Origin of the sequence: Frigoribacterium sp. SL97, from assembly GCF_026625765.1 — a bacterium.
In the GTDB taxonomy this organism is placed as follows: domain Bacteria; phylum Actinomycetota; class Actinomycetes; order Actinomycetales; family Microbacteriaceae; genus Frigoribacterium.
The window spans coordinates 682,296-708,286 of record NZ_CP113062.1; the positions used below are offsets into that span (position 1 = coordinate 682,296).

The window sequence follows — 25,991 nt, forward strand, 5'->3', positions numbered from 1 at the left end:
CGGTGCAGCTGATCCTGCGCCGTCGGGCCACCCGGTCTCAGCGCTCCCCCCCCCACTTCGATCTGCCCCACGGTCCGACCCGGACACCCCACCTCGACAGGAGCACCTGATGGCCTCGCTCGGCATCGACGGCCTCGTCAGCGGGCTCGACACGACCACGCTCATCAACACGTTGATGCAGTCCGAGGCCGTGCCCCAGACGATCCTGAAGAACAAGGCCACCGTCGGCCAGACGCTCGTCACGGCCCTGCAGGGGCTCAACACGAAGATCGCCGACCTGGCGACCCTCGCGACCTCGACCGCCAAGGCGGGCTCGCTCTCCCTCTTCACCCCGACCAGCAGTTCGACGGCGGTGACGGCCACCACCGCTCCCGGTGCCGTCTCCGGCTCGGTCGACCTCGTGGTCGGGGCCACCGCGTCGTCCAAGACCGCGGTGACCGCGGCGATGACGGCGTGGCCCGACTCGCCCGCGACGCTCACCTTCGTCTCGGCCGCGGGAACGACGACCGAGGTGACCGCCGCCTCCTCGTCGCTCGACGACGTCGTGACGGCGATCAACGCCTCCGCCGCCGGTGTCTCGGCCGTCAAGGTCGCCTCGGGCAAGGACGCCTCGGGTGCCGTCCAGTACCGTCTCCAGCTGTCGAGCCAGAAGAGCGGAGCCGAGGGTGGCTTCGACGTCTTCCGCGGCACCACCGCCGACGTGGCCGCCGGCACCGCCCCCGACCTCATCGCCCAGCCCGGCGCCGCCGTGATCTCGCAGGCGCGCGACGCCTCGATCACCCTCTGGGCGGGCACGGCGGCCGAGCAGGTCGTCACGAGCAGCAGCAACACGTTCACCGACGTCCTGCCCGGCGTCTCGGTCACCGTCTCGGCCACGACGACCGAGCCCGTGCACCTCGCGATCGCCCGGGACGCGACCGCCGCCACCAAGGTCGCCACCGACCTGGTCGCCGGTGTCAACGGGGCCTTGAGCCTGATCAGCACCAGGAGCGCGGCCACCACCACGACCAACGCGTCCGGCGTGACCACGGTCACCGCGGGCGTCTTCGGTGGCAACTCCACCACCCGTGGCATCACACAACGCTTGACCGACTCCGTGCTCAGCCCCGTCGACGGGCAGTCGCCGAGCGTCATCGGCATCTCGATCGACGCCAAGACCGGCCAGTTCGCCGTCGACGCCACGAAGTTCGCCGCCGCCCTCGCCGCCGACCCGGCCAAGGTGCAGGCGACGATGAGCGCCATCGCGGCCCGGGTCGCCTCGACGGCCACGGCCGTCTCGGACAAGTTCGACGGTTCGCTGACGAAGACCATCACGGGGCAGCAGTCGGTCGTGAAGGACCTCACCAACCGCGTCAGCGAGTGGGACGACCGCCTGGCGGCCCGTCGTGCGGGTCTGCAGAAGACCTACTCGGCCCTCGAGACCTCGCTCAGCGCCCTGACCGCGCAGCAGAAGTACATCTCGAGCCAGCTCGCCAGCCTCTCGACGAGCAGCAGCTGATGGACGCCACCTCGTTCGCCGCCTTCGCCGCGGCCTCGGCCGGCCCCTCGGCCGTCGTGCAGAAGCAGCGCGCCCAGTACACGAGCGACGCCGTGCTGTCGGCGACGCCCGTCCAGCTCGTCACGATGCTCTACGACCGCCTCATGCTCGACCTGTCACGTGCCGAGGCCGCACAGGTCGCCGCGAACTGGGCCGCCGCCTCCGAGCAGTTGCTGCACGCCCAGGCGATCATCGCCGAGCTGTCGTCGTCGCTCAAGATCGACGTCTGGGACGGCGGCGAGGGCCTGCTCGCCTTGTACACCTACACGTCGACCGCCCTGGTCAACGCCAACGTGCACCGTGACGTCGCGCAGACCCGCGAGGTCGCCGGGCTGCTCGAGCCCCTGCGCCAGGCGTGGCACGAGGCCGCGGCCTCGCTGCAGGCCGGCGCCGCCTCGTCGGTCCCCGGCCTGGCCGGAGGCGTCGGTGTCGCCTAGGACCGAACGGACGCATGACGCCTGGCGCGCGGCCCTCGACGAGCTGGAGGCGCTGGTCACCGAGGCGGACGCCTCGCTTCCCGCCGGCGACGGCGACCCCACCGCGCTGCCCACGCCGGCCCGTCGGTGGACGCCGCCCGTGGGATTGGGGCCGTTGCCGCAGGAGTTGGCGACCCGCGCCTCCTCGTTGGCCGAGCGCCAGCGCGACGTCCTCGGCCGCCTCGAGGCCGCCCGGGTCGCCGTGCTGCAGCACCTCGGAGCCGTCCGCACCGTCGAGGCGTCGCACGAGCCCTCGCGCCCGGTCTACCTCGACGCCACCGGCTGACCCCGCTCGGGTGGCCTCAGCCGGGTGGCCTCAGCCGAAGGGGATGACCCCGACGACGACGGCGACCACGAGCATGACGACCGAGACGACGGCCGCCCGCCAGAGCACCTTCTTGTGGTGGTCGCCGAGGTTGACGTTCGCCAGGCTGACCAGCAGCAGGATCGCCGGCACGAGCGGGCTCTGCAGGTGCACGGGCTGGCCGATCACCGAGGCGCGCGCCATCTCGACCGGTTCGATGCCGAACGCCGCGGCGCTCTGGGCGAGCACGGGCAGGATGCCGAAGTAGAAGGCGTCGTTGCTCATGAAGAAGGTGAGCGGCAGGCTGAGCAGTCCCGTGATGACGGCCAGGTACGGGCCCAACTCGTTCGGGATCACCTGCACGAGCCACTGCGCCATCGCGTCGACCATGCCCGTCCCGTTGAGCACGCCGATCAGCACGCCGGCGGCGAAGACCATCGAGACGACGCCGACGATGCTCGGCGCGTGGGCGACGATCTCGGCCGACTGCTGCTTGACCTTCGGGAAGTTGATCAGCAGCGCGACCGCGACGCCGACCATGAACACGTAGGCCAGGGGGAAGAGGTCGAGCACGAGCAGCACCATCACCACGACGGTCAGCGCGAAGTTGAACCAGATCAGCCCGGGGCGCAGGGTCTCGCGGGTGGGGTCGAGCATCGTGTCGGCCATCGTGCCGGTCAGGGGCGTGCCGTTCTCGCTGGCGCCGCTGCCGCCGGGGTTGTCGACCGCGCGCTCGCCGGGGGCGTCTGCGCGGCTGCCGTCGGCGCGACCGCCGCGCAGGCCCAGGGCGACCGTGGGGCTGGTGAACATCGAGACGCCGACGCCCGCCTTGCCCGGTCCGCCACCGCGGGCGGCCGTGGCCAGCTCGCGCGACAGGGGCGACATCTTCTCGGCCGCGGCGGCCAGCACCGACCCGCCGAGCTCGACCGTGCCGAGGCGGCGGCGCTCGCGCAGGCCCATCAGCCAGGCGAACACGAACACGATGACGAGGCCCGTGATCAGCGACGGCACGAGGGGCACGAAGATGTCGGACGGCGCGACGTTGAGCGCCGCGGCGGCCCGCACGGTCGGCCCGCCCCACGGGACGATGTTGAGGGTGCCGTTGGCGAGGCCGGCGACGCAGGTCAGCACGACCGGGCTCATGCCGAGCTTGAGGTAGATCGGCAGCATGGCGGCGGTCGTCACGATGAAGGTCGTCGACCCGTCGCCGTCGAGCGAGACGGCTCCGGCCAGCAGGGCCGTGCCGAGCACGATCTTCGCGGGGTCGTTGCCGGTGACGCGGAGGATGAACCGTACGAGCGGGTCGAACAGCCCGACGTCGATCATGAGCCCGAAGTACATGATCGCGAACATCAGCAGCGCCGCGGTCGGGGCCAGGTCGCCGATCGCCTCGATCACCATGTCGCCGATGCCGAGGCCGGCCCCCGCGAACAGGCCGAAGATGGTCGGCACCATGATCAGGGCGAGCATCGGCGAGAGCCGCTTGGTCATGATCAGCACCATGAAGGTGGCGATCATCAGATAACCGAGGATGACGAGCATCTGGACTCCTTCGTCCGGTTCGTGTGTCCGGGCACGCTAGCCGCGCCTCCCGAGCCGCGTCGCGCTTGTGCGCATTGGCCGACTATCGCGCGTTGGCACCGTTCTGCGCGTTCTGCTCACGCCCGGCCTGCCCCCCGACCCCGACCCCACCCCGGCTTGGCGCCGCGTCTCGTGCACCACACCGTGCCTAGACGAGGTGCGATGCACGGGACGCGGTGCGGCGCGTGCACGAGGGCTGGGCGGGGCCGCGAGGAGGCGCGGGTCGCGTCGGCCGCGCCGGGTACCCTGGCGGGCGTGACCGACGACAGCTCACCACGGGGACGCCGCACGCCGGCGAGCCGTCGGGCGGGTGCGCGAGGCGGGTCGGGGCAGGGGGCGGCGCCGCGCCTCCGGAAGCGACGTTTCGCGACCGAGGTGCTGTTGCTCCAGCTCGCCGTCGTCACCGCCATCGTGCTGTTGACCAGTGCCGTCTTCGCGACGATCGCCGTCCAGCGCCTGGCGCGCGAGGCCGAGTCGACCGCGCTCGCCGTGGCGCAGAGCGTCGCGAGCGACACCGACGTCCGGGAGCAGGTCGCCCTGCTGAGCGTCGACGGCACCGAGATCGACCAGGAGGCGCTGGCCCGGGGAGCCCTGCAGCGCACCGCGGTCGCGGCCCAGCAGCGCACCGGGGCGCTCTTCGTCGTCGTGACCGACGATCGCGGGGTGCGGCTGGCGCACCCGGACCCCTCCCGGATCGGCGAGCGCGTCAGCACCAGCCCCGACGCCGCCCTGCGCGGGGAGGAGGTCGTCGCCTGGGAGCGCGGCACGCTCGGCGACTCGGCCCGCGCGAAGGTGCCGATCTACGCTCCGGGCGTCTCGGTCGGCGCGGCGTCGGTGGCCTCCGGCTCGGCGGCGGACGTCGTCGGCGAGGTCAGCGTCGGGTACGCGCCGACCCGGGTCTACGACACCCTCGTGCAGGACGCCCTGCCCGTCGTCGGGGTGGCCGTGCTCGCCCTCGCGCTCGGCGTCGTCGCGTCGGTGCTGATCCGTCGGCGGCTCGACCGCGCCACCCTCGGGCTGCAGCCCGAGGAGCTGTCGAGCCTCGTGCAGAACCAGCAGGCCGTGCTCGGCGGGGTCGGCGAGGGGGTGCTCGCGGTGTCCGGGGACGGCGTCGTGACGGTGTGCAACGACCAGGCCGCGCGACTGCTGGCGGTGGACGCATCGACCGCCGTGGGGAGGCCGCTGGCCGGGCTCGGTCTGCCCGAGGGGCTCGTCGCGCTGCTCGGTCCGAGCGGGCCGAGTGAGCCGCGCAGGCCGCGCGACGCCGTCGACGAGGCGTCGGCCGGCACCTCGGCGGGCACCCCGGCCGACACCACGCTCGTGGTCGGCCACCACGTGCTGCTCGTCGACGTGCGTCCGGTGTCGCGCGACGGGGTCGACCTGGGCCGGGTCGCGGTGGTGCGCGACCGCACGGCCGTCGAGGCCCTGACCCGCCGGCTCGACGCCGTCGGCGCGATGACCACGGCCCTCCGCGCGCAGCGACACGAGTTCGCCAACCGGCTGCACGCCCTGTCGGGGATGCTCGAGCTCGGTCGCGCCGAGCAGGCCCGCGCCTACCTCGCCGACGTCCTCGACCACGGGCCGTTGCGCTACCCGGTCGCCCACGCCGACCGGCTGACCGAGCCGTACCTGCAGGCGTTCCTCGGGGCGAAGGGCGTCGAGGCTGCCGAGCGGGGCGTCCTGCTGAAGCTCGGGCCCGAGACGCTCGTGACGGGGTCGGTCGTCGAGCCCGGCGACGTGACGACCGTCCTCGGCAACCTGGTCGACAACGCGGTCCGGGCGGCCGTCGCCGGACGGGTCACGCCCGCCTGGATCGAGGTCGAGGTGCTCGACGACGGCACCGACCTGCACCTGTCGGTGATGGACTCGGGCGACGGCGTCGCCGACGTGGACCAGCTGTTCGATCGTGGGCCGCACCGTGCCGACGACGAGCCCGACCCCGCACGCGTGCACGGTCTGGGGTTCGGGCTGCCGCTCTCCCGGGACATCGCCCGACGCCGCGGCGGCGACGTCTGGCTCGGCTCGCCGGGCGGCGACGGGCACGGCGCCGTGTTCTGCGCGAGGCTCGTGGGCGCGGTCTCGCGCGAGGCGGTGGCGACGGGCGAGGCGGTGGTGACGGGCGCGTCCGGGCCGGCCCGCGCCTCCTCGTCCCGTGGCGGCGACGACCCGCGACCGCCCGGCGTCGGCACGTCCGCCGGCAGCGCCCCCGCCCCCGGACCGCCCGCCCCCGACACCCCCGAGAGGACCACCCCGTGACGACCGAACTCACCGTGCTCGTGGTCGACGACGACTTCTACGTCGCCGACCTGCACCGCCGCCAGGTCGAGCAGCTGCCCGGCCTGCGGGCGCTGCCGGCCGTCGGCACGGTCGCCGAGGTGCGCCGCGTCCTCGCCGAACGGCACGTCGACCTGTTGCTGCTCGACGTCCACCTGCCCGACGGCAGTGGGCTCGACCTGCTGCGCGAGGTCGACGTCGACGCGTTCGTGCTCAGTGCCGCGTCGGACGCCACGACCGTGCGGCGGGCCCTGCGGCGCGGGGCGCTGGGCTACCTGATCAAACCGTTCGCGTCGGGCACGTTGGTCGACCGGCTGCGCGCCTACCAGCGGTACCGCAACGTGCTCGACGAGCGGACGGCCGTCGACCAGGAGGCGCTCGAACGGGCCCTGCGCATCCTCCATTCCGGCGACGCGGCGAAGGCGGCCTCGCCGTCGCGGTCGGCGACCGAGCAGGCGGTGCTCGAGCAGTTCGGAGCCGAGGCGGATGCGGTCGCCGCGGACCCCGACGCCGAGGTCGGAGCCGGAGCCGGAGCCGGAGCCGGGGCCGGGGCCGGGGCCGGGGTCGGGCCGCTCGAACTGTCGGCGGCCGACGTCGCCGCCCGGGTCGGGGTCTCGCGGGCCACGGCGCAGCGGTACCTCGCGGCGCTCGCCGCCGACGGTCTCGTCACGATGAAGCTCAGCTACGGCACCACCGGCCGCCCCGAGCACCGCTACTCGCGCCCCTGACCCGACCCGCGCCTCCTGCTCGTCGCCCGCTCGCTCGTCCGCCTGCTCGCCACCGCGTCGCACCGCCCACTGAACATCGCACCGTCCTTTTCGGCGGTGCGACGTCCAGTCGGCGGTGCGAGGCCACCCGCTCGTCGGGGCGGGCCGCCGAGGAGGCGCGGGCCGGCTCAGTCCGCCGGTGCGGTCTCGACGACCGGACCGTTCACCTGCACGTCGATGAGGCGGCTGAGGGAACTGTCGGGTCCGCCCTGGAGGGTCACGGTGTAGGGCTCGTCCGCACCCTCACCGGGTCCGGTCACGATCCGCCGTGAGCCGCTCGGCGTGGTCTCGTCCTCGAAGACGGTGAAGCCGTCGGTGACGAGGGCGTCGACCAGCGCTGCCGTCGTCGCGTCCCGTGAGGCGCCCGGAACGAGCACGACGGAATGCGTGACGGTCCACTGTCGGATGCTGCTGTCCGGGTCGTTCGGCGTGCCGGCCACACCGGCGTCGCCGTCCTCGAACACCTCGACGCTCTCGACGACGGCCGGGTCGACGAGCGCGACCACCCGGTCGACGAGGTCGTCGGCACGTCGGCCGGTCTCTTCGATGGAGGGGGTCGACTTCCCCGTGGGGGTCTCGTCGACGGTCGGTCCGACCACGCCGAGGAGGAGGTAGTTCTGCCCGGGGGACGCACCGTTGTCACCGGCCTGCACGGTCAGCTCGAAGCCGTCGTAGCGGTCCTCGTCCGAAGTCAACGTGACCCAGCGACCTCCCGCGTTCGACGTCTCCCGGTCGAGACCCACCGTCCAGCCGTCCGCGACGCGGGCATCGATCACGGACTCGGCGACGTCGAGCTGGGGTGCGTCCGGCACGAGGTTCACGTACCGCAGCACCCGCCACTCCTGGATGCTGCCGTCGGCGTCGTCCGCGGAGCCGCCGATCGACGCCGCGCCGTCCTCCTGGGCCTCGACGCTCGCCACGAGGGTCGGGTCGACCTGGGCCTGGAGGCCGTCGATCAGTTCCGTGGCGATCGTGCCGGTCTCCTCGAGGGTCCTTCCGTCGTCCACATCGCGAGGGCTCGTCGTGCCGGTGCTGCACGCGGTGAGGAGGACGATGCCCAGCGCCGCGAGGCAGAGCGCTCGTCGATCACCCATGGAGACCCACGAACCACCAGAGCGACGCGATCTCGGCGGGCTCCTGCTGGAGGCCGATCCACAGACCGACCGGCCACAGGAGCAGGGGCAGCACGACCCCGACCGCGACCACCGCGACCACGAGGGCGAGGAACACGAGTCCGACCGCGGCACCGACCGACCGAGGACCCAGAGCGGCCTCCGCGGCCGCCTCGTCGTCGTCCACGACGATCTCCTCGTCCGGGTCGGGAGCGTGCTCGTCCCCGAGGCCCCACAGCCGTCGACCGTCCTCGTCCATGCGCGCGCCTCCGTCCCCCCGGTCCTGGGCGCGACGCTAGCAGCAGGGGGCGCCCGCCCCCAGTACGGGGCAGCCGCCTGCGCACCGCTTACGTCGCCCCGCGCCCCGCCGATAGAGCGCCGTGAGCACGGATCGCTCGCACACCGGCCACGGATCGGCCCCTCGCACTCCATCGACCCCACCGGGACAGGCATGCCACTCGAATCCGTGACGCAAGCGGCGCTGCAGAGCGCCCTCGACGGTCTCTCGCTGCGTCAGAAGACGATCGCCGCGAACATCGCGAACGTCAACACCCCGAACTACACCGCCAAGCGCGTGCAGTTCGAGGAGGCGCTGGGCCGGTCGGTCGCGTCCGGCAGCGGGGCGGTCCAGGCATCCACGTCGCGCAGCCTCGAGCCGACCCGTCTCGACGGCAACAACGTGAACCTCGACACCGAGACCCTGTCGAACGTCGACACCGTGCTGCGGTACCAGTTCGCCACGCAGGCCATGAACTCCGAGCTGACGGCCGTGCGCGCCGCGTTCCGGACGAACTCGTGACCGCCTTCGACGCGATCGGCATCGCGAGCACCGGCCTGACCGTGCACCGCAAGTGGCTCGACGCCGTGTCGGACAACATCGCCAACGTCAACACCGTCAAGTCGATGGACGACACCGCCTTCCAGGCCCGCTACGTCGAGGTGCAGGAGGGCGCAGGCACGTCCGGCGTCTTCGTCAAGGCCGACCGCTACGGCAGCGAGGCCGGCCGCGTCACGTACCTCCCCGACCACCCGCTGGCCGACGCCGAGGGATACGTGCGCATGCCCGACATCGACCTCGGCGCCCAGATGGGCGACCTGATCATGGCGCAGCGTGGCTACCAGGCCAACGCCGCCGTGGTCGACCGTGCCAAGACGGCCTACGAGGCCGCACTCCAGATCGGACGTGGCTGATGCCCATCGCAGGAATCCAGGCCCTCGGGGCCGTGCAACAGACCGGCTTCGCCGACGCGGGCTCGCTCATGGGGGCCGGCGGTGCGTCCGACGTGACGGGCGTGGCCGGCGCGACCGGCGCCTCCTCGGCCTCGGGCGCGACCTTCGGCGCGACCATGACCGGAGCCGTCGAGGGGCTGCAGCAGTTGCAGTCCGAGGCGAAGACCCTCGCGGTCAAGGCCGTCACCGGTGACCTGACCGACATCCACGACGCGACCATCGCGGCGACGCGTGCCCAGGTCACGCTCGAGCTGGTCAGCGCCGTCCGCAACAAGGGCGTCGACGCCTTCAACGAGATCATGAGGATGCAGGCCTGATGCCGAACGCCGTCAAGGGCCAGCTCGCCAAGCTCGGTGCCGCCCTCCAGAGCTTCACGGTCGCGCAGCGCACGATCGCCGTCATCCTGGTCGCCGCCCTCGTGCTCGGCGTCGTCGCGCTCGTCAGCTGGCTGGGCAAGCCCACCTACACGCCGCTGTTCAGCGGCATCGACCCGACCGACGCGAGCGCCATCGTCGAACTGCTGCAGACCGACGGCGTGCCGTACGAGCTGACCGCGGGCGGCGGCACGATCCTCGTGCCCGAGAACGTCGTCTACGACGAGCGCCTCAAGGCCGCGGCCGCGGGGCTGCCCGCCGCGAGCTCGGGCGGCGGCTACTCGCTGCTCGACACCATGGGCGTCACCTCGTCCGAGTTCCAGCAGAACGTCACCTACAAGCGTGCGATCGAGGGCGAGCTCGCCAACACGATCAAGGCGATGGACGGCGTCAAGAACGCCAGCGTGCAGCTCGCGATCCCCGAGGAGTCGGTGTTCGTCGCCGAGCAGCGCGACCCGACCGCCTCGGTGTTCGTCGAGACCCAGGCCGGTGCGACGCTGGACTCCAAGCAGGTGCAGGCCATCGTCAACCTGACCAGCGCCTCCGTCGACGGCATGAAGGCGACCGACGTCGCCGTCACCGACGCCTCGGGCACGGTGCTCTCGGCCGTCGGCAGCGGAGCGGTCGGAGGCGCGGACGGCGACGCGAGCGACTACGAGTCCAAGGTCCAGGCCTCGGTCCAGGCCATGCTCGACAAGATGGTCGGCCCCGGCAACTCGTCCGTCGTGGTGGCCGCCGACCTCGACCAGAGCTCGGGCACCAAGGTGACCGAGTCGTTCTCGCAGCCGACCTCGGGGCCGATCGCCCTGAACGAGTCGGGCACCACCGAGCAGTACGGCTCCGGGGCGAACGGGGCGAACGGCACCGGTGCGACCGGCGTGCTCGGCCCCGACAACATCGCGGTGCCCAACGGCACGGCGGCCGACGGCACGACCACCGCGGGCACCGGCGCCGACGGGGGCTACACCAACGAGTCGACCACCAAGAACAACGCCGTCGACAAGGTCACCGAGAGCCTCAACGTCCCGGCTGGCGAGGTCAGCCGCCAGACGGTGTCGGTCGCGCTGAACTCGGCCGCGGCCAACGGCGTCAACATGCAGAGCGTCCGCGACCTCGTCGGTGCCGCCGCCGGCATCGACGCCGCCCGCGGCGACACCGTCCAGGTCGCGCAGGTCGACTTCGACACCTCGGCCGCGGACGCCGCCGCCGAGGCGCTCAAGGCCGCCGACGCGGCGAGTGCGAGCGAGGCCATGTGGGGCACCATCCGCACGGTCGGCATCGTCGCGGCCATCGCGATCGCCGCCATCGTGGGGCTCATCGTCTTCGCCCGTCGCAGCCGCCGCCAGGACCGCGAGGACGTCGACCTCGGCGAGCTCTCCCCGCAGAACGGCGCCCAGACCTGGGACGCCACGATGCCGCTGTCGCTCGACGACGCCGTCGCCACCTCGCGCCTGACCCTGCCCGGCATGGGCGAGCCGAAGACCGAGCTGCTCGAGGTCGACGCCCCGACGCCGTCGCCCGAGTTCGTCTCGGCCGAGCGCCGCCGGGCCGAGATCGACGCGATGGCCGAGCGCGACCCGGGCAAGACCGCCGAGCTTCTCCGTGGCCTGATGGACGACCGGCAGCCCGCATGAGCCTCGTCCCCACCACCTTCGGCGCCCCCGCGGTCCCCGGGGTCGGCAAGCCGTTGACCGGCGCCCAGAAGGTCGCGGTCATCCTCATGCAGATGGACCAGGCCCGCGCGGCCGCGGTCATGAAGGAGTTCAGCGAGGTCGAGGCCGAGGAGATCGCGGCCGAGATCGTGCGCCTGCGTCGCGTCGACCCCGCGCTCGCCGAGGCCACCGTGGCCGAGTTCCACGACCTCAGCGTCAGCGGCCGCTACCAGCGCCGCGGCGGCCACGACGTCGCCGTCGGTCTGCTCGAGGCGTCGTTCGGTTCCGAGCGTGCCGCCGGCGTCATGGAGCGCATGGCCTCCAACATGGCCGGCAAGTCGTTCGAGTTCCTCGACGAGGCCGAGGCCGGTCAGGTCGTGGCGCTCCTCGACGGCGAGCTGCCCCAGACCATCGCCCTGGTGCTCGCGCACCTCAGGCCCCAGCAGGGTTCCGCCGTGATGTCGGGCCTCGACGTCGAGCTGCGCGCCGACGTGGCCCAGGCCATCGCGACGATGGGCACGGCCACCCCCGAGTCGGTCGGCATCGTCGCGGCCACCCTCAAGGTGCGGGCCGGCGCCGTCGTCGCCCCGCGGGACCAGGTCGAGGTCGTCGGGGGCATCCAGCCGCTGATCGAGATCCTCAACCGCAGCGACGTGGCGACCGAGAAGGCGCTGCTCGAGGGCCTCGACGAACGCGACCCCGAGCTGGCCGAGGAGGTGCGCTCGCGCATGCTCACCTTCGAGGACATCGTCAAGCTCGAGTCGCGCGACATCCAGCAGGTGCTGCGCGGCATCGACGCGGCGATCCTCGCCACGGCGATGAAGGGCGCACCGGCGGCGGTCACCGAGGTCATCCGCGGCAACGTCTCCGAGCGCAACCGCGAACTGCTGGACGACGAGCTGCAGTCGATGGGTCCGGTCCGCAAGTCGCAGATCGAGGAGGCGCGGGCGTCGGTCGTGCGCGCCATCCGCGAACTCGAGGCGATGGGCGCGATCACCATGCACCGCTCGGACGACGACGCCCTCGTCGAGTAGCCCGGCCCCCCTTCGGGGCAAGGGCTAACGCCGTCCCGGCCGAGGTCGAGAGTCGCCGGTGAGCACGGATCGCTCACCCACCCCAGGCCACGGATCGGCCGTCACCCCCAACGCCGAACGGCCCTGTGATGCTCGATTCCGTGATGACCCCCGAGGGCGCCGCCCCGGCCTTCGCGCGCGTCAGCTACCCGTCCGTCACGCTGCCGGGGTCCGACGCCGCCACCACGCGAGAGGCGCACGACGCCCGGGCCGAGGCCCGGGGGCACGCCGCCGGGTACGCCGCCGGCCTCCGCGCGGCCGAGCTCGAACTCGCCGCCCGCCGGGCCGTCCTCGAGGCCGAGCACTCCGACCTGCTGCACCGCCTCCAGGCCGCGACCGTCTCGGCCGTCGAGGCCCTCGCCTCGTCGGCCCGCGCGCTCGACGCCCGCGTCGCGCCCGTCCTGGACGACGCCGAGGAGGCGCTGGTCGCGACCGCCTTCGAGCTCGCCGAGGCGGTCCTCGGCTACGAACTGCGCGCCTCCGAATCCGTCGACGGCGGCTCGTACGGGGCCGACGCCACCGCCCGGGGCGCCGCCGACACGGTCGACCCCCGCGAAGGACGGACCGCCCGTGCGGCCGTCGCCCGCGCCCTCGCCGTGACCGACCCCGGCGACGTCGTGACGGTCCGCCTCCACCCCGCCGACCTCGCCCAGCTCGACGCGGCGACCCGCGACTCCGTGGCCGCCGAGGTGGCCTTCGTCGCCGACGCGACCCTGGCCCGCGGCGACGCCGAGGCCGAGCGTCGCATCGGCCAGGTCGACGCCCGCCTCGGCACCGCGCTCGACCGGGCGCGGACGGCCCTGCTCGGCGACCCGGCGTCGGACGGGGGCGCCTCGTGACCCTCACCGCGCCTCCTGCCCTCGTAGCGACGGGTGCCGTCGTCGACGGCGGGCGTCCGCGCGTGCCGGCCGTCCTCGCGCCCCGTCTCGCCGCCGCCCGCGTCGCGGCCCGTCCGCAGCGCGTGGGCCGGGTCAGCTCGGCCGTGGGCCTCGGCCTCACCGTGCAGGGCCTCGACGCGGCCGTCGGCGAGATCGTCGCCGTGGGCGACGCGACCGCGACGTCCGGTGGCACCACCGCCGGTTCGGACCTCGCCGAGGTCGTCGCGACCACGCCCGACGGCGTGCGCTGCATGCCGCTCGGCCGGCTGACCGGCATCACGACCGGCACGCCCGTCCGGTCGACCGGCCGTCCGCTGCTCGTCCCCACCGGCACGGGCCTGTTCGGCCGCGTGCTCGACGGCCTCGGCCGACCGATCGACGGCAAGGGGCCGCTCGTCGGCGCCGACGGGGGTCGCGTCGACCTCGTGCCGCTCGACCACGAGACCCCGTCCGCCATGCACCGCGCGCGCATCGACACGCCCCTGCAGCTCGGCGTGCGCGTGCTCGACACCCTGACCACGGTCGGCAAGGGGCAGCGCGTCGGCCTGTTCGCCGGCTCGGGCGTCGGCAAGTCGTCGCTGCTGTCGATGATCGCCCGCGGCTCGGACGCCCAGGTCAGCGTGATCGCCCTGGTCGGCGAGCGCGGCCGCGAGGTGCGGGAGTTCCTCGAGGACGACCTCGGGCCCGAGGGCCTCGCCCGCTCGATCGTCGTCGTCTCGACCAGCGACGAGCCCGCCCTGATGCGCCTCCGGGCCGCCTTCGTCGCGACCCGCATCGCCGAGTCGTTCCGCGACCAGGGCGCCGACGTCGTGCTGATGATGGACTCGCTCACCCGCGTGGCGATGGCCCAGCGCGAGATCGGCCTGTCGGTCGGCGAACCGCCCGCGACCCGCGGCTACCCGCCGTCGACGTTCTCGGTGCTGGCCGGTCTGCTCGAGCGGGCGGGGACCGACCGCATCGGCTCGGTCACCGGGCTCTACACGGTGCTGGTCGACGGCGACGACCACAACGAGCCCATCGCCGACGCGGCCCGCAGCATCCTCGACGGGCACGTCATGCTCGACCGCAAGCTCGCCGTGACCGGGCACTTCCCGTCGGTCGACGCGCTCGGCTCGGTCTCGCGCGTCGCCTCGAAGGTGACCAGCCCGCCGCAGCGCGCCGCCGCGACGACGCTGCGCAAGGTCATGGCCGCCCGCCGGGCCGCGCAGGACCTGCTCGACGTCGGTGCCTACCAGCGCGGCACGAACCCGCTCGTCGACGCGGCGGTCGACCACCAGGGCGCCATCGACGCGTTCCTGCAGCAGGGCATGGACGACCGGGCGGCCTCGGCCGACTCGTGGAACGCCCTGGCCTCGCTCACCTCGCGGTTCGGAGCGATCTGATGGCGCGCCCGTTCTCGCTGCTCGGCCTGCTGCGGCTGCGCCACGCCCAGCAGGACCAGGCCGGTGCCGTCCTCGCCGAGGCCAACGACCGTCTGCGCGAGGCCGCCGACGAGCGCGTGCGCGCCAAGCGCACCCTGGCCGACGAGCCGTCCGAGGTCACCGACGCGGCCATGCTGAGCGCGCTGGCGGCCTCGCGGGCCTCGTCGCGCGGCATGCTCGCCGAGCTCGACGCCGTCACCCAGCGCCGTCAGGCCGACGCCGACGCCGCCCAGGCCGCCTTCAACGATGCCCGTCGCGCGGCGATCGGCCTCGAGAAGCTCGAGCACAAGCACGCGGTGGCCGAGGCGGCCGCCGACCTGCGCGACGAGCAGATCGCCCTCGACGAGATCGCCTCGCGCCCCCGCGCCGACGGCTCGCCGTCCGGCACCGACCCCGAGAACCCAGGAGGCGCGGCGTGAGTCCCGTGACCGAGGTCCTGTCCCGCATCCAGGACATCCAGGCGACCATCGCCCAGCTGCGCGCCGGCACCACCGGTGCGACGTCCGCGACGGCCACCGCGGCGTCCGCGACGTCGGCCACGGCCTTCGCCGACGCGCTCGCCGGCACGTCCGGCACGGGGGCGACGGCGACCAGCGCCTCCGTGGACGCCGTGGCCGGGTCGGTCGCGAGCGGCAGCGGAGCCGACGGCTCGGACGTGGTCGAGGCCGCGAAGAAGTACCTCGGCGTGCCGTACGTGTTCGGCGGCGAGGACCGGACCGGCATGGACTGCTCGGGCCTCGTGCAGACCGTGTTCGGGGACCTCGGCGTCAGCATGCCGCGGGTCGTGCCCGACCAGGCGAAGATGGGCGCCGAGGTGCCCTCGCTCGCCGAGGCGAAGCCCGGCGACCTGCTCGTGCCGAAGGGCGAGGGCCACATCGTGATCTACCTCGGCGACGGCAAGGTGCTGCACGCACCCCGCCCGGGCAAGGACGTCCAGATCGTCGACAACTGGTACAAGGACTCCGACCTCAGCACGATCCGGCGCATCGTCCCGGCCGAGGGCGCGACGGGTGCCGCCTCGGCGTTGTCCGCCTCGTCCGCCTCGTCCGCCTCGTCCGCGTTGTCGAGCCTGTCCGGCCTCTCGGGCCTGTCGGGCTTGTCGGGTCTCTCCGGTGCCGCCGGTGCGTCGGGCGCGTCCTCGTCGGGGACCGACCTGATGACCGCGGCCCTGCAGAAGCTGATGAGCGCGGGGGTGGCCTCGTGACCCTGTCCCGCACCCTGCCGTTCGCGCCTCCTGCCCTGTCCGATGCGTCGTCGCTCCGCCCTTCCGCGGGGTCGCGGGGCCCGGGGGCCGGCACCGCCCGTGACGCCGACCGCGCGGCCACCGGCTTCGGTGCCGCCATGCGCGACGAGGGCTCCTCGACGCGAGACGCCGACCGAAACGCCTCCGTCGCGTCTCCTCCTGCCCCCACCCCGGCTCCGGCGTCCGCCTCGGCCGTGACCGGGTCGTCGTCGCTCGACGCCCCGTCCGTCGCCCCGTGGCGCTGGCCCCTCGCCGAGGCGACCTCGGCACCGACCGCCCCGGTCGACGAGTCCGACACCGCGACCACCACGACCGAGGCCGCCGCGACGACCGACGGCACCCCCACCGTGCCGAGCGACGCGTCGGTGGCCGGGGGCTCCGTACCGGTCGAGGTCGCGACGTCGGCCGCCCCGGCCGAGATGGTCGCCGCCCTCGCCGCTCTGTTGCGCCCCTCCGCCCTCACCGCTCCGGTGCGCGTCGCGTCGCCGGCCGCCGGTGGCGCCGGGGCCGAGCCGCTCGACCCCGCGCGCGACGGATCGGCGCCCGATCCGTCCGCCGCCTCCGCCGCTCTTGCTCGGACGGCAGCGGCTGTCCTGGCGGCACCGGCGGTGCAGGCATCCGCAGCCGCAGCTCCCGCCGCGGCCCTCGCCGCGACCGCCGTCTCGACCGTGCAGCCCGCGACCGCTCCGGCCCCGGGTCCCGCCGGCACGTCCGCCACCGCGGCGAGCCCCGCGGCCGCCGGCGCGGGTGTGCCCGTCGCGCCCGGCGAGCCGACGCCGTCCGCTCCCGGTGGTGCGGCCCGCGCCGAGTCGGCCGCCGGTCCCGACACGGCCGCCGTCGTCGGCGACTCGGCCCGGAACGGTTCGCCGATGCGGGCGCCCGCTCCCACCCCCGTCCCGGCAGCGGTCGACCGCCCCCTCGCGCCGGCCGCCCTCGTGGTGCCCGGCACGCCCGGTCCCTCGAGCGCGACGACCGGCACACCGTCCGGGCCGTCCGCGACGCCCACCGCGGCCTCCCCGGCCGGAGCCTCCGCCCCCGCGGCGACGCCCGCGGCGTCCACCTCCGCACCCGTCCCGGCACCCGCGACCACCGACCCGATCGTGTTCGCCGCCCCCGCGGTCGGCGCGACGTTCCCCGTCGCCGCGACCGCCGCCTCCTCGTCCGCGACCCCGTCGCCGGTCGCCACCCCGCCGGCGCCGTTGACCTCGCAGCTCTCCCGGCCCCTGTTCACGCTCGCCGCGGCGGGCCCCGGGGTGCACGTCGTCACGGTCGACGTCGCCCCCGAGGCGCTCGGACCGGTCACCGTCCGGGCCCACGTCTCGGCACACGGCACGCACGTCGAGATGTTCGCCGCGTCGGACGCCGGCCGTGACGCCGTGCGGGCGATCCTCGGCGACCTCCGCCGCGACCTCGCGACGGCCGCCTCCACGACCGCGGGAGGCGCGGGTCACCAGACCAGCGTCGACCTCTCGTCCCAGGACCAGCCGTCCGACGGCCGGGGTGACCGCTCCGGTCAGCTCGGCTCGACCGGGGCGCAGGCCGGTGCCGACGGAGGCGCCGGGCGACGTGCCCGTGACGCCGCCGAGGCGCGCGGCGCCACCGGCCGCACGCCGCGCGACGGAACCGACCCCCTCGACGCGACGGGCGCGGTCGACCGTGCCCGCGCCTCCTCGTCCCTCTCGACGTCCCTCGACGTCCTGGCCTGAACCGGAGACCCCATGCCCTCGATCGACCAGATATCGGGAACCGTCGACGTCGCGACCCAGATCGCCGCCGCCAACGCCGCGAAGAGCGGCTCGAGCCGTGCGACGGCGAACACGATGGACAGCGAGATGTTCATGAAGCTGCTCGTCACGCAGCTGAAGAACCAGGACCCGTCGACCCCGATGGACACCAACGCCATGATGTCGCAGACCACCCAGCTGGCGATGATGGAGCAGGTCACCGCGCAGACGACGACGGCCAACGAGAACTTCTCGCTGCAGATGCGCATCGCCGCGTCGAACCTGGTCGGCCGCGAGGTCAGCTACACGGGACCCGACGGCGTCGAGGTGAAGGGCACCGCGACGAGCGTGTCGTTCGCCGAGGCCGTCCCGAAGGTCTCGGTCGGCGGGAAGGAGGTCGCGTTGGATCTCATCTCGGGCATCGCCACCACGAAGGCGTGACACGCGTCCCCGACGCGCACCCCGCAGCACCACCGGCACCACCCGCACGACCCGCACCACCCGCACGACCCGCACCACCCGCACGACCCGCACCACCCCTCGAACCACACCGGGAGCAGGACGCGACCGGCACCACCCGCGCAGGACGCGCCTCCAGATCTCTCCCCAGCTGAAAGGCAGCACCCATGCTCCGCTCCCTCTACTCCGGCATCTCGGGCCTCCGCTCGCACCAGACGATGCTCGACGTCACCGGCAACAACATCGCCAACGTCAACACCGCCGGCTTCAAGTCGTCGACCACCCAGTTCCAGGACACGCTGTCGCAGATCACGCAGGGCGCCGGCGGCCCGCAGACCGGCATCGGCGGCACGAACCCCGCCCAGATCGGCCTCGGCGTGCAGGTCGCCGGCATCTCGACGAACTTCGCCCAGGGGTCGGCGCAGGCCACGGGCAAGGCGACCGACCTGATGATCTCGGGCGACGGCTTCTTCGTCACCCGCCTCGGCAACGACACCGTCTACACCCGCTCGGGCGCCTTCGACTTCGACGCCGACGGCCGTCTCGTGTCGTCCGACGGCAAGATCGTGCAGGGCTACTCGGCCACGAACGGCGTCATCAACGACGGAGGCGCGCTCGGCGACATCACGCTGCCCCTGAACGCGGCGGCCCCCGCGACGGCGACCTCGAGCGCCACGGTCGGCGGCAACCTGCCGAGCGAGTCGGCGGTCGGCGACAAGATCGTCCGCGACACCAAGGTGTTCGACGCCAACGGCCTCGAGCGCACCCTGACGCTCACCTTCACCCGCACGACGGCCGGCTGGGACGCCTCCGCGACCGACGGCAACGGAGGCGCCACGGCCTCGCTGGCCTTCGCCGACGGCAAGCAGGCGGGCGCGGCGTCGCTGCGACTCAACGGCGTCACCGTCGACCTGTCCGGCATCACCGGGTTCGCGGCGCTGAACACGACGTCGATCACCGAGCAGAACGGCCGTGCGGCCGGCACGTTGCAGGGCTTCTCGCTGTCGAAGGACGGCACCCTGATGGGCCAGTTCAGCAACGGTTCGACGGTCGGCCTCGGCCGCGTCGTCCTCGCGACCTTCACGAACCCCGGCGGCCTCGAGAAGGAGGGCAACTCGGGCTACCGCGCCACCGCCAACTCGGGTGCCGCGACCGTCGGCGCCCCCGGCTCGCCCGGCATCGGCTCGCTCTCCAGCGGCTCGCTCGAGATGTCGAACGTCGACCTGTCGCAGGAGTTCACCAACCTGATCGTCGCCCAGCGCGGCTTCCAGGCCAACGCCCGCATCATCACCACCTCGGACGAGGTGCTGCAGGAGCTCACCAACCTCAAGCGCTAGTCGGCCGGCTGCCCGCGGCAGTCCGCGGCACCCTCCGCACCGCGTTCCGTGCACCACACCCGATCTCGTCGCGGTGCGGTGCACGGAATGCGGTGCGTTCGTCGTCAGGAGGCGCGGCGCCGGTCAGGAGGTGCGGCGCCGGTCACCGGGGGACGCGCGCGAAGGCGGCGCGCAGCCGGGCCCCGCGCCCGGGGTTCAGCTGCTCGACCCAGCCGATGCGCCCCCAGAGCTGAGCGGCGAAGTCCGGGTGCCCGGCCCGGTTCTGCGCCTCGAGCCCGGTGGTGGCGGCGTTGTGCAGCACGGCCCGCAGCCGGTCGTACTCGGAGCGCATCGTGTTCGTGCCCGCGTTGACCACCACGCCGGTGACGACCTGTCGCGTGGCGGCTCCGCGCACCCGGGTCTTCGTCGCGTTCAGCAGGTGTCCCTCGTCGCCGACGATGCGTCCGACGCCCCGCACGAACGCGTCGGCCCGCCCCGCCAGCGTGCCGTCGCCGCTGAACGCCAGGTCGTCGGCGTACCGCGTGTAGGTCGCTCCCGCGGCCCGGGCGTAGCCGGCGAGCCGCGAGTCGAGCCTCCGCACCGCCACGTTCGCGAGGGTCGGCGAGGTCGGGGCTCCCTGGGCGAGGTGGGCGGCCGAGAGCGCGTGACGCAGGGCGAACCGCTGCTCGGGGCTGCCGCCCGGCGGCATGCGCGACAGCACGCCCGGCGGCACGGAGGTCGTGCAGAGCCCGGTGAGCACGTGGGCGACGGCGTCCGGCAGGCCCTCGCGGCGCAGCGCGCCGAACACCTGCCCGGCGGTGACCCGGGCGAAGAACGAGGTCAGGTCGAGGGCGATGACGACCTCTCGGCCGACGTGCCGTCGCGCGCCGGTGACGGCGCTGCGCCCCGGGACGAAGCCGTGCGCCGCGTCGTGCAGCGGCACCGCCGCCAGCACCTCGTCGAGCACGACGCGGTGCAGGTCGCGCAGGCGGAACCCGGGCACCTCGAGCAGCCGCGGCGTGCGTCCGGGCCGTGCACGCCACTCGTACCGGTGGTGCTGCAGCGGACCTCCTTCGATCCGGCGGTTCCACCGGCCGGGGTCGGCGAACCAGTCGAGCTCGCCCACGGTCAGGTGCAGCAGTCGGGCGACGTCGGCCACGGTGCCCAGACGCAGGAGGCGCGGGTCGGTCGAGCGCGCCTCCTGCGTCACGGGCACGTGGTGGACGATGCGCAGGGGCCGGCCGCGCCTCCTGGCCTCGGTCACCGCCTCGGTGAAGGCCGGATCGCGGCGGATGAGGGCGACGAGCGTGCGGGGGTCGTCGTGTGGTGACCGGGGCAGGACGCGGACGAGGCCGCGGGCGAGCGGACGCCAGAACCTGGCCGGTCCGTCGACGGCCTCGCCTGCGGCGGCGGCCAGTGCGCCCACGGTCCACTCGGCCGCGAGCAGGGCGTCGGCGAGGGCGGTCGCGACGGCATCGGGACCCGGGTCGGGCTCGCGGGCGCCCACGGCGGACGCGGGGGAGTGGGCGGTCACCCGGTGGTCGTCCGACCGCCGGCCGCGCGGGTCGCGGTCGGGTGCCGCCGGGGCGGGTGCGGAGTCCGTGTCGGGGGTGACCCGCCTGCGTCCGCGGCGGGTGCGGTGGGGTGGCTGCGGCGGTGCCTCGGCGACTCGTGCATCGGTGCGGGCCGCGAGCCGCGCGGAGCGCGGTCACCGGCCTGCGGAGCGGTGCCGTGGTCGATCTGCGTGCCCCGGGGTAGCCCCGGAGAGGACGGCGCAGCGCGTGTGCCCTCCACCTCGCCGAGACACCGTCGCATGCCCACACGCTAACGGCGACCCCCGACGATCGCGATCCCCCGCAGGGCTGAGCCCCTCGGCGGGCTGGGCCCCCCCGCAGGGCTGAGCCCCGTGCGTGGTCGGGCCTACGGGCCCGCGACGCGAAGGAGGCGCGGTGCCTGCTCTGCAGACGCCGCGCCTCCTGTGCTCCCCGGCTCGTGCGCCGGGTCGATCGACCTAGTAGGTCTGGACCTGTGCCATGCCGGCGCTGAACGCCGAGATGCCGATGATGATGCCGCCGACGAGGAAGACGGCGCTGAGGATCACGCCGGCCAGGGCGAGGCCGTGGCCGCGCTCGCCGGTCTTCTTGATCTGCGACAGGGCGATCAGGCTGACGATGAGGCCGGCGAGGCTGAAGACGAAGGCCAGGATGAACCCGACGATCGCGAGGACGTTGTAGCCCGCGGCGGTGCCGGCGGACTGGGGCATGGCGGTGTTGTTGGACATGAGACTCCTAGGTGGTGTGACGTCCGGGGACGTGCAAGAAGAAAGTGACCGCTTCGAGACGAGAATGCCTCAAACAGACCGGTCGTGCACGGAAGTCTGGCAGAAAGGTGTGATCACGTGTGTCCGACGTACCGGCCGGCCTTGTGGTTCATCGCCAGTACGAGGTTCAACACGACGGCGCCGAGGGCCGAGAGCAGCACGATCCACGGCGAGACGACGGTCAGCGAGGTCAGCACGATGACCACGTCGAAGCCCATCTGGACGTAGCCGGCGCGCAGCCCGGCGCGTTCCTGCAGCACAAGGGCGAGGATGTTGATCCCGCCGAGGCTGGCCCCGTGCCGGAACAGGATGAGCAGGCCGACGCCGACGAGCAGGTTGCCGGCGAGGGTGCCGTAGATCGGGTTGATCCCGTCGATGTCGAACATCAGCGGGTGCAGGTACGAGAAGGCGGACAGCATGACGACGGTCAGGATCGTCCGCAGGGTGAACGGCCAGCCCTTCTTCCACACGGCGAGCGCGAAGAACGGCACGTTGACGAGGACGAACAGCACGCCGAAGGTCCAGCCCGTGGCGTAGCTCGTCAGCAGGGCGAGACCGGCCGTGCCGCCCGACACGGCCCCGCTGGTCTTGAGCAGGAAGAGCCCGAACGAGGCGAGGAAGACACCGGTCACGACGCCCATCACGTTCTCGGCGAGCGTGTGTTTGTTGACGTCGACGGTCTCGATCGAGCCGGTCAGGGCCGGGTCGTCGATGCCGTGCCGGGCGGGGGCTGCGGCGTCCGGGGTCGCGGCGTCCGGCAGGCCTGCCGGGGAGGACTCGGGGGCGGGCCCGTCGTCGCTGCCGACGGCGTTCCGCTCGGAGCTCGCGGCGCGGGACATGCTCGCGGTCGGGGTGGGGGAGGAGGTGCGGGTGACGTCGTCGGCGCGGGCGGCGGGGGTGGTGCCGGGGCGCGACTCGTCGAGGGGTTCGTGGGTCACCGGCACATCCTGCCAGCCCCCTGTTTCGCGCACGTGACGCGCCGCGCGCCCGCTTGTCAGCCTGCCGCACCGTCGAGTGGACGTGACGCCGCCGCATGCCGCGGTGTCTCGTCCACACGGCGGTGTCCTTCCGGAGCGATCAGGCCACGCCGCTCATCACCATGGCGATCGGCACGACGACGGCGATCAGACCGGCGACCGCCACGAGGGCGCAGAGCACCGGACGGCGGTTCGTCAGCGGGATGACACCTGGCACGATGGCGGCTGCGTTCTTGCCCGAGAAGACCTGATCGGCCGGCATGATCGTGAGTCGTCCGTGCTGGGCGATCTCGAGCAGCTGTTCTCCGGGCCAGTTGGCCTCGGTGAGGACGAGCCGGCGGCCCTTGCCGTCCCGGACGGCGAGGTATCCGAGCGTCTGCACGCCCTGGTTCAGCATGCAGAGGATGCCCTGGTGGTCGCCGTCCAGGGCGACGGTCGTCGTGCGTCCCCAGCGCCGACGGGCGACCGCCGTGCCCGAGACCGAGAGGGTCGTCGTCCGAAGGTAGATCCCCAGGCCCACGGCCATCACGACCACCCCCGCCACGAGGTAGGGCAGGGCGGAGACGCCCATCCTGTTGATGCACACGAGGAAGGCGAGGGGGACGAGGAACGCCCTGCCCTTGGCCTTCGCCCAGAAGTGCGACCATGTCGGTCGGTAGGTGACGGGGGTGCTGAGGGGAGTGGTGGTCATCGATCTTCTCTCCGGTCGGACGAGGCGTGGGGGCTGCCCTGCCGGTCGGAGCGCGTCGCGGCATCCCGTCATCCGACATGAGCAATGTCACCAACCTACCGATCGTCGAGACGGGCACGGCAGGGCTGTGGACAACCGCGACCCGCACCTAACGCCCTGCCACCCCCGGCCGATAGTCACCCGTAGCCGCTCAGGACGAGCAGCGACACCTGCCCCACGGATGGCGGCAGGAGACACAGACCTAGGACGGGCCGATGATCGTCGTCACGCGACTCAACGACAGCAGATTCGCTGTCAACCCTGACCTCATCGAGCGCATCCACGAGACGCCCGACACGGTCCTGATCATGGTCGACGGCGCCAAGTACGTCGTGACCGAGCCGATGGCCGAGGTCATCGAGATGATCGCCCGTTACCGGGCCCGCATCGTCTCGCTCGCCTACGACGAGCCGTCCGCCACCGCGTCGACGCCTCAGGCGCTCGGCAACCGCACCTCCACCGGTCCGCAGCTCGGCATCGTCCGAGGCTCGTCGGGTGCAGGAGGCGCGGGTCGCGTCACCGAGTTCCGTCCCGCCGTGCAGGCTCCCGCCGTCCACGCGCCGACCGCGCCGTTCGTGCCGGCTGCGCCGGCCGCATCGGCCGACACCACGCAGGGACGCTGACCGTGGATCCCGCAACGATCATCGGCATCGTCCTCGCCCTGGGTGCCCTCTTCGGCATGATCCAGCTCGAGGGCGTCAGCATCGCCGGGCTGCTGTTGCCCGCCCCGATCATCCTCGTCTTCGGCGCCACCATCGGCGTCGGCATCGCCGGCACGACGATCAAGGACGCGATCCTCAGCTTCAAGAAGATCTCCCGCGCCTTCACCGGCAAGGTCGTCCCTCCGCAGTCGGTCATCGACGGCGTCGTGTCGCTCGCCGAGAAGGCCCGCAGCGAGGGCCTGCTCTCGCTCGAGCAGGAGGCCGAGAAGCTCGACGACCCGTTCATGAAGGGCGCCCTGCAGAACATCGCCGACGGCACCGACGGCGAGGAGCTGCGCATCCTGCTCGAGGACGAGATGGAGTCCCGTCTCGCCGCCGACCGCACGGCCAGCAAGTTCTTCATGAGCCTCGGCGGGTACGCCCCGACGGTCGGCATCGTGGGCACGGTCGTCAGCCTCACCCACGTGCTCGAGAACCTCGCCGAGCCCGACGAGCTCGGCCACATGATCGCCGCGGCGTTCGTCGCGACCCTGTGGGGCCTGCTGACGGCGAACTTCCTCTGGCTGCCGCTCGGTGCGCGCCTCAAGAAGCTGGCCGACCTCGACGAGCTGCGCATGACGCTGCTGATGGAGGGGGTGCTGGCGGTCCAGGCCGGAAGCCAGCCGCGCCTCCTCGGCGAACGCCTCAAGGCCATGGTGCCGACGCACGCGCTCGACGGCGGCGACGGCAAGGGCGGCAAGGGTGGCAAGGGCGCCAAGGCCAAGGCCGGCGCGAAGACCGGTGGCGACGACCAGGGGCTGGCCGCATGAGCGGGGCACGCGGCGGTCGCAAGAAGAAGGGGCACGCCGAGGACGAGCACCCCGACGAGCGCTGGATGGCCTCGTACATGGACATGATCACCGTGTTGATGTGCATGTTCATCGTGCTGTTCGCCATGTCGAACGTCGACCAGGACAAGTACATCGCCCTGCGCAACTCGCTCGCGACCGGCTTCGGCCAGACCGACGTGGGCAAGGTCGACACGGCCTCGGGCACCGTCGTGAACGCCGCCGACGTGACGAAAGAGGGGAAGGGCTACTCGTCGGGCGACGAGACCGACCTGAGCAAGGCCGCCGCCTCGGGGGAGGCCCAGACCGCCGAGCAGGCCGCCGCCGCCACGGTCGCGGCCCAGGGCGAACTGGAGGACCTCACCGCCATCAAGGCCGCGATCGCCGCGAACCTCGAGGGCTCGGGGCTCAGCGCCGACGTCGAGTTCGCCGTCGACGCCCGGGGTCTGACCGTCCGCCTGATCGGCTCCGAGACCTTCTTCGGCACGAACAGCGCCGACCTCAGCGGCACGGCCGTGAACGTCATGAACGCCATCGGGCCGGTGCTGAAGACCTCGGGTCACGACGTCTCGGTCGAGGGCCACGCCGACCAGCGCAGCTCGACCGCGCCCTTCGCGACCAACTGGGAGCTCTCCTCCGCCCGCGCCACCCAGGTGCTGCGCGACCTCGTCGAGCGGGGCGGCATGGGTGCCGACCACATCCAGTCGGTCGGCTTCGGCTCGTCGCGTCCGCTCAGCACCGGCACGACCGACGCCGACCTCGCGTCGAACCGCCGCGTCGACATCGTCGTCCTGTCGAACCAGTCCGACACGGTGAGCGCGCTGCTGCCGCAGCTCGAGCAGGCCGCCGCCGCCGCGGGAGGCGCGGTGACCGACGGTCGCAACCCCACCGTCCAGCAGGCGGCCGACACCTCGACCACGGCCGAGTCGGGTGACGCGTCGACGACGGACGCCGCGGCCGAGACGAAGACCGAGAAGAAGACGGAGAAGAAGGAGGAGTCCTCGGGCCACTGACCCCCGACGGGCCCCTCCGGCCCGGGAGCGCGACCCCGCGA

At 73.3% G+C, this 25,991-nt stretch carries 27 protein-coding genes; 20 read left to right on the plus strand and 7 right to left on the minus strand.

Going from position 1 to position 25,991, the window contains the following annotated elements:
- Positions 1-109: 109 nt before the first annotated feature.
- Genes fliD through OVA02_RS03350 form a run of 3 tightly spaced genes read left to right on the plus strand, consistent with a single transcriptional unit; the run spans position 110 to position 2,299 of the window.
- Positions 110-1,498 (plus strand): flagellar filament capping protein FliD, encoded by a 1,389-nt coding sequence (fliD, locus tag OVA02_RS03340; protein WP_267659261.1) that lies wholly within the window; start codon positions 110-112, stop codon positions 1,496-1,498.
- Entirely contained in the window at positions 1,498-1,974 is a 477-nt protein-coding gene (gene fliS / locus OVA02_RS03345) for a flagellar export chaperone FliS (protein WP_123571322.1), read from the plus strand. Before fliD ends, fliS begins: the two co-directional genes overlap by 1 nt.
- Positions 1,964-2,299: a hypothetical protein gene (locus OVA02_RS03350; RefSeq protein ID WP_267659262.1), complete on the plus strand. Its 336-nt coding sequence runs from the start codon at positions 1,964-1,966 to the stop codon at positions 2,297-2,299. The genes fliS and OVA02_RS03350 overlap by 11 nt, the downstream gene beginning before the upstream one ends.
- 30 nt (positions 2,300-2,329) lie before the next feature.
- Here OVA02_RS03350 and OVA02_RS03355 read toward each other — a convergent pair whose 3' ends face one another.
- The gene (locus OVA02_RS03355; RefSeq protein ID WP_056043702.1) at positions 2,330-3,859 is read right to left on the minus strand and encodes a CitMHS family transporter; all 1,530 of its coding nucleotides are present in this window, start codon (positions 3,857-3,859) and stop codon (positions 2,330-2,332) included.
- Positions 3,860-4,153: 294 nt separating this feature from the next.
- Between OVA02_RS03355 and OVA02_RS03360 the strand changes: the two genes are divergently transcribed.
- Both OVA02_RS03360 and OVA02_RS03365 read left to right on the plus strand, forming a co-directional pair.
- Positions 4,154-6,154: a sensor histidine kinase gene (locus OVA02_RS03360; protein ID WP_267659263.1), complete on the plus strand. Its 2,001-nt coding sequence runs from the start codon at positions 4,154-4,156 to the stop codon at positions 6,152-6,154.
- Complete coding sequence (locus tag OVA02_RS03365) at positions 6,151-6,900, plus strand: response regulator (RefSeq protein WP_267659264.1); 750 nt, start codon at positions 6,151-6,153, stop codon at positions 6,898-6,900. The genes OVA02_RS03360 and OVA02_RS03365 overlap by 4 nt, the downstream gene beginning before the upstream one ends.
- Positions 6,901-7,067: 167 nt before the next feature.
- On the opposite strand, the gene OVA02_RS03370 is transcribed toward OVA02_RS03365, so the two are convergent.
- On the minus strand, positions 7,068-8,033 hold the full coding sequence (locus OVA02_RS03370) for a hypothetical protein (protein WP_267659265.1): 966 nt from the start codon (positions 8,031-8,033) through the stop codon (positions 7,068-7,070).
- Positions 8,026-8,310, minus strand: a complete 285-nt coding sequence (locus OVA02_RS03375) for a hypothetical protein (protein ID WP_267659266.1) — start codon at positions 8,308-8,310, stop codon at positions 8,026-8,028. Before OVA02_RS03375 ends, OVA02_RS03370 begins: the two co-directional genes overlap by 8 nt.
- Before the next feature lie 192 nt (positions 8,311-8,502).
- Here OVA02_RS03375 and OVA02_RS03380 point away from each other — a divergent pair, with 192 nt between their 5' ends.
- The 12 genes from OVA02_RS03380 to OVA02_RS03435 all read left to right on the plus strand — a co-directional run bounded on the left by OVA02_RS03380 (position 8,503) and on the right by OVA02_RS03435 (position 19,442).
- Positions 8,503-8,850, plus strand: a complete 348-nt coding sequence (locus OVA02_RS03380; protein ID WP_055975153.1) for a flagellar basal body rod protein FlgB — start codon at positions 8,503-8,505, stop codon at positions 8,848-8,850.
- A complete protein-coding gene (locus OVA02_RS03385) occupies positions 8,847-9,242 on the plus strand; it encodes a flagellar basal body rod protein FlgC (RefSeq protein WP_043596823.1) in 396 nt (131 codons plus the stop codon). Before OVA02_RS03380 ends, OVA02_RS03385 begins: the two co-directional genes overlap by 4 nt.
- Positions 9,242-9,598, plus strand: coding sequence for a flagellar hook-basal body complex protein FliE (fliE, locus tag OVA02_RS03390; protein ID WP_267659267.1), 357 nt, complete (start codon positions 9,242-9,244; stop codon positions 9,596-9,598). The genes OVA02_RS03385 and fliE overlap by 1 nt, the downstream gene beginning before the upstream one ends.
- On the plus strand, positions 9,598-11,289 hold the full coding sequence (gene fliF, locus OVA02_RS03395) for a flagellar basal-body MS-ring/collar protein FliF (RefSeq protein ID WP_123571315.1): 1,692 nt from the start codon (positions 9,598-9,600) through the stop codon (positions 11,287-11,289). The genes fliE and fliF overlap by 1 nt, the downstream gene beginning before the upstream one ends.
- Entirely contained in the window at positions 11,286-12,341 is a 1,056-nt protein-coding gene (fliG, locus tag OVA02_RS03400) for a flagellar motor switch protein FliG (RefSeq protein WP_173153523.1), read from the plus strand. Before fliF ends, fliG begins: the two co-directional genes overlap by 4 nt.
- 140 nt (positions 12,342-12,481) lie before the next feature.
- Positions 12,482-13,219: a FliH/SctL family protein gene (locus tag OVA02_RS03405; protein ID WP_267659268.1), complete on the plus strand. Its 738-nt coding sequence runs from the start codon at positions 12,482-12,484 to the stop codon at positions 13,217-13,219.
- Between the two features lie 62 nt (positions 13,220-13,281).
- Positions 13,282-14,640, plus strand: a complete 1,359-nt coding sequence (locus tag OVA02_RS03410) for a FliI/YscN family ATPase (protein ID WP_267659673.1) — start codon at positions 13,282-13,284, stop codon at positions 14,638-14,640.
- Positions 14,640-15,098 carry a hypothetical protein gene (locus OVA02_RS03415; protein WP_267659269.1) on the plus strand — a complete coding sequence of 153 codons (459 nt, stop codon included), beginning with the start codon at positions 14,640-14,642 and terminating at the stop codon, positions 15,096-15,098. The genes OVA02_RS03410 and OVA02_RS03415 overlap by 1 nt, the downstream gene beginning before the upstream one ends.
- Complete coding sequence (locus OVA02_RS03420; protein WP_267659270.1) at positions 15,095-15,883, plus strand: C40 family peptidase; 789 nt, start codon at positions 15,095-15,097, stop codon at positions 15,881-15,883. Before OVA02_RS03415 ends, OVA02_RS03420 begins: the two co-directional genes overlap by 4 nt.
- Positions 15,880-17,628: a flagellar hook-length control protein FliK gene (locus OVA02_RS03425; protein WP_267659271.1), complete on the plus strand. Its 1,749-nt coding sequence runs from the start codon at positions 15,880-15,882 to the stop codon at positions 17,626-17,628. The genes OVA02_RS03420 and OVA02_RS03425 overlap by 4 nt, the downstream gene beginning before the upstream one ends.
- A 12-nt stretch (positions 17,629-17,640) precedes the next feature.
- Positions 17,641-18,087: a flagellar hook assembly protein FlgD gene (locus OVA02_RS03430; RefSeq protein WP_052505459.1), complete on the plus strand. Its 447-nt coding sequence runs from the start codon at positions 17,641-17,643 to the stop codon at positions 18,085-18,087.
- Positions 18,088-18,272: 185 nt separating this feature from the next.
- Entirely contained in the window at positions 18,273-19,442 is a 1,170-nt protein-coding gene (locus OVA02_RS03435) for a flagellar hook protein FlgE (protein ID WP_056043669.1), read from the plus strand.
- A 142-nt stretch (positions 19,443-19,584) separates the two neighbouring features.
- On the opposite strand, the gene OVA02_RS03440 is transcribed toward OVA02_RS03435, so the two are convergent.
- The 4 genes from OVA02_RS03440 to OVA02_RS03455 all read right to left on the minus strand — a co-directional run bounded on the left by OVA02_RS03440 (position 19,585) and on the right by OVA02_RS03455 (position 23,409).
- Positions 19,585-20,955 carry a reverse transcriptase family protein gene (locus OVA02_RS03440; RefSeq protein ID WP_267659272.1) on the minus strand — a complete coding sequence of 457 codons (1,371 nt, stop codon included), beginning with the start codon at positions 20,953-20,955 and terminating at the stop codon, positions 19,585-19,587.
- Positions 20,956-21,432: 477 nt separating this feature from the next.
- Positions 21,433-21,702, minus strand: a complete 270-nt coding sequence (locus OVA02_RS03445) for a DUF4190 domain-containing protein (RefSeq protein WP_054146307.1) — start codon at positions 21,700-21,702, stop codon at positions 21,433-21,435.
- Positions 21,703-21,815: 113 nt separating this feature from the next.
- Positions 21,816-22,580: a YitT family protein gene (locus OVA02_RS03450; protein WP_192123137.1), complete on the minus strand. Its 765-nt coding sequence runs from the start codon at positions 22,578-22,580 to the stop codon at positions 21,816-21,818.
- A 238-nt stretch (positions 22,581-22,818) separates the two neighbouring features.
- Positions 22,819-23,409: a hypothetical protein gene (locus OVA02_RS03455; RefSeq protein WP_267659273.1), complete on the minus strand. Its 591-nt coding sequence runs from the start codon at positions 23,407-23,409 to the stop codon at positions 22,819-22,821.
- 254 nt (positions 23,410-23,663) lie between these two features.
- Between OVA02_RS03455 and OVA02_RS03460 the strand changes: the two genes are divergently transcribed.
- Genes OVA02_RS03460 through OVA02_RS03470 form a run of 3 tightly spaced genes read left to right on the plus strand, consistent with a single transcriptional unit; the run spans position 23,664 to position 25,950 of the window.
- Positions 23,664-24,071 (plus strand): flagellar FlbD family protein, encoded by a 408-nt coding sequence (locus OVA02_RS03460; protein ID WP_267659274.1) that lies wholly within the window; start codon positions 23,664-23,666, stop codon positions 24,069-24,071.
- A gap of 2 nt (positions 24,072-24,073) precedes the next feature.
- Complete coding sequence (locus tag OVA02_RS03465; protein WP_056043640.1) at positions 24,074-24,919, plus strand: motility protein A; 846 nt, start codon at positions 24,074-24,076, stop codon at positions 24,917-24,919.
- Positions 24,916-25,950 (plus strand): flagellar motor protein MotB, encoded by a 1,035-nt coding sequence (locus tag OVA02_RS03470; RefSeq protein ID WP_324289767.1) that lies wholly within the window; start codon positions 24,916-24,918, stop codon positions 25,948-25,950. The genes OVA02_RS03465 and OVA02_RS03470 overlap by 4 nt, the downstream gene beginning before the upstream one ends.
- Positions 25,951-25,991 lie beyond the last annotated feature (41 nt).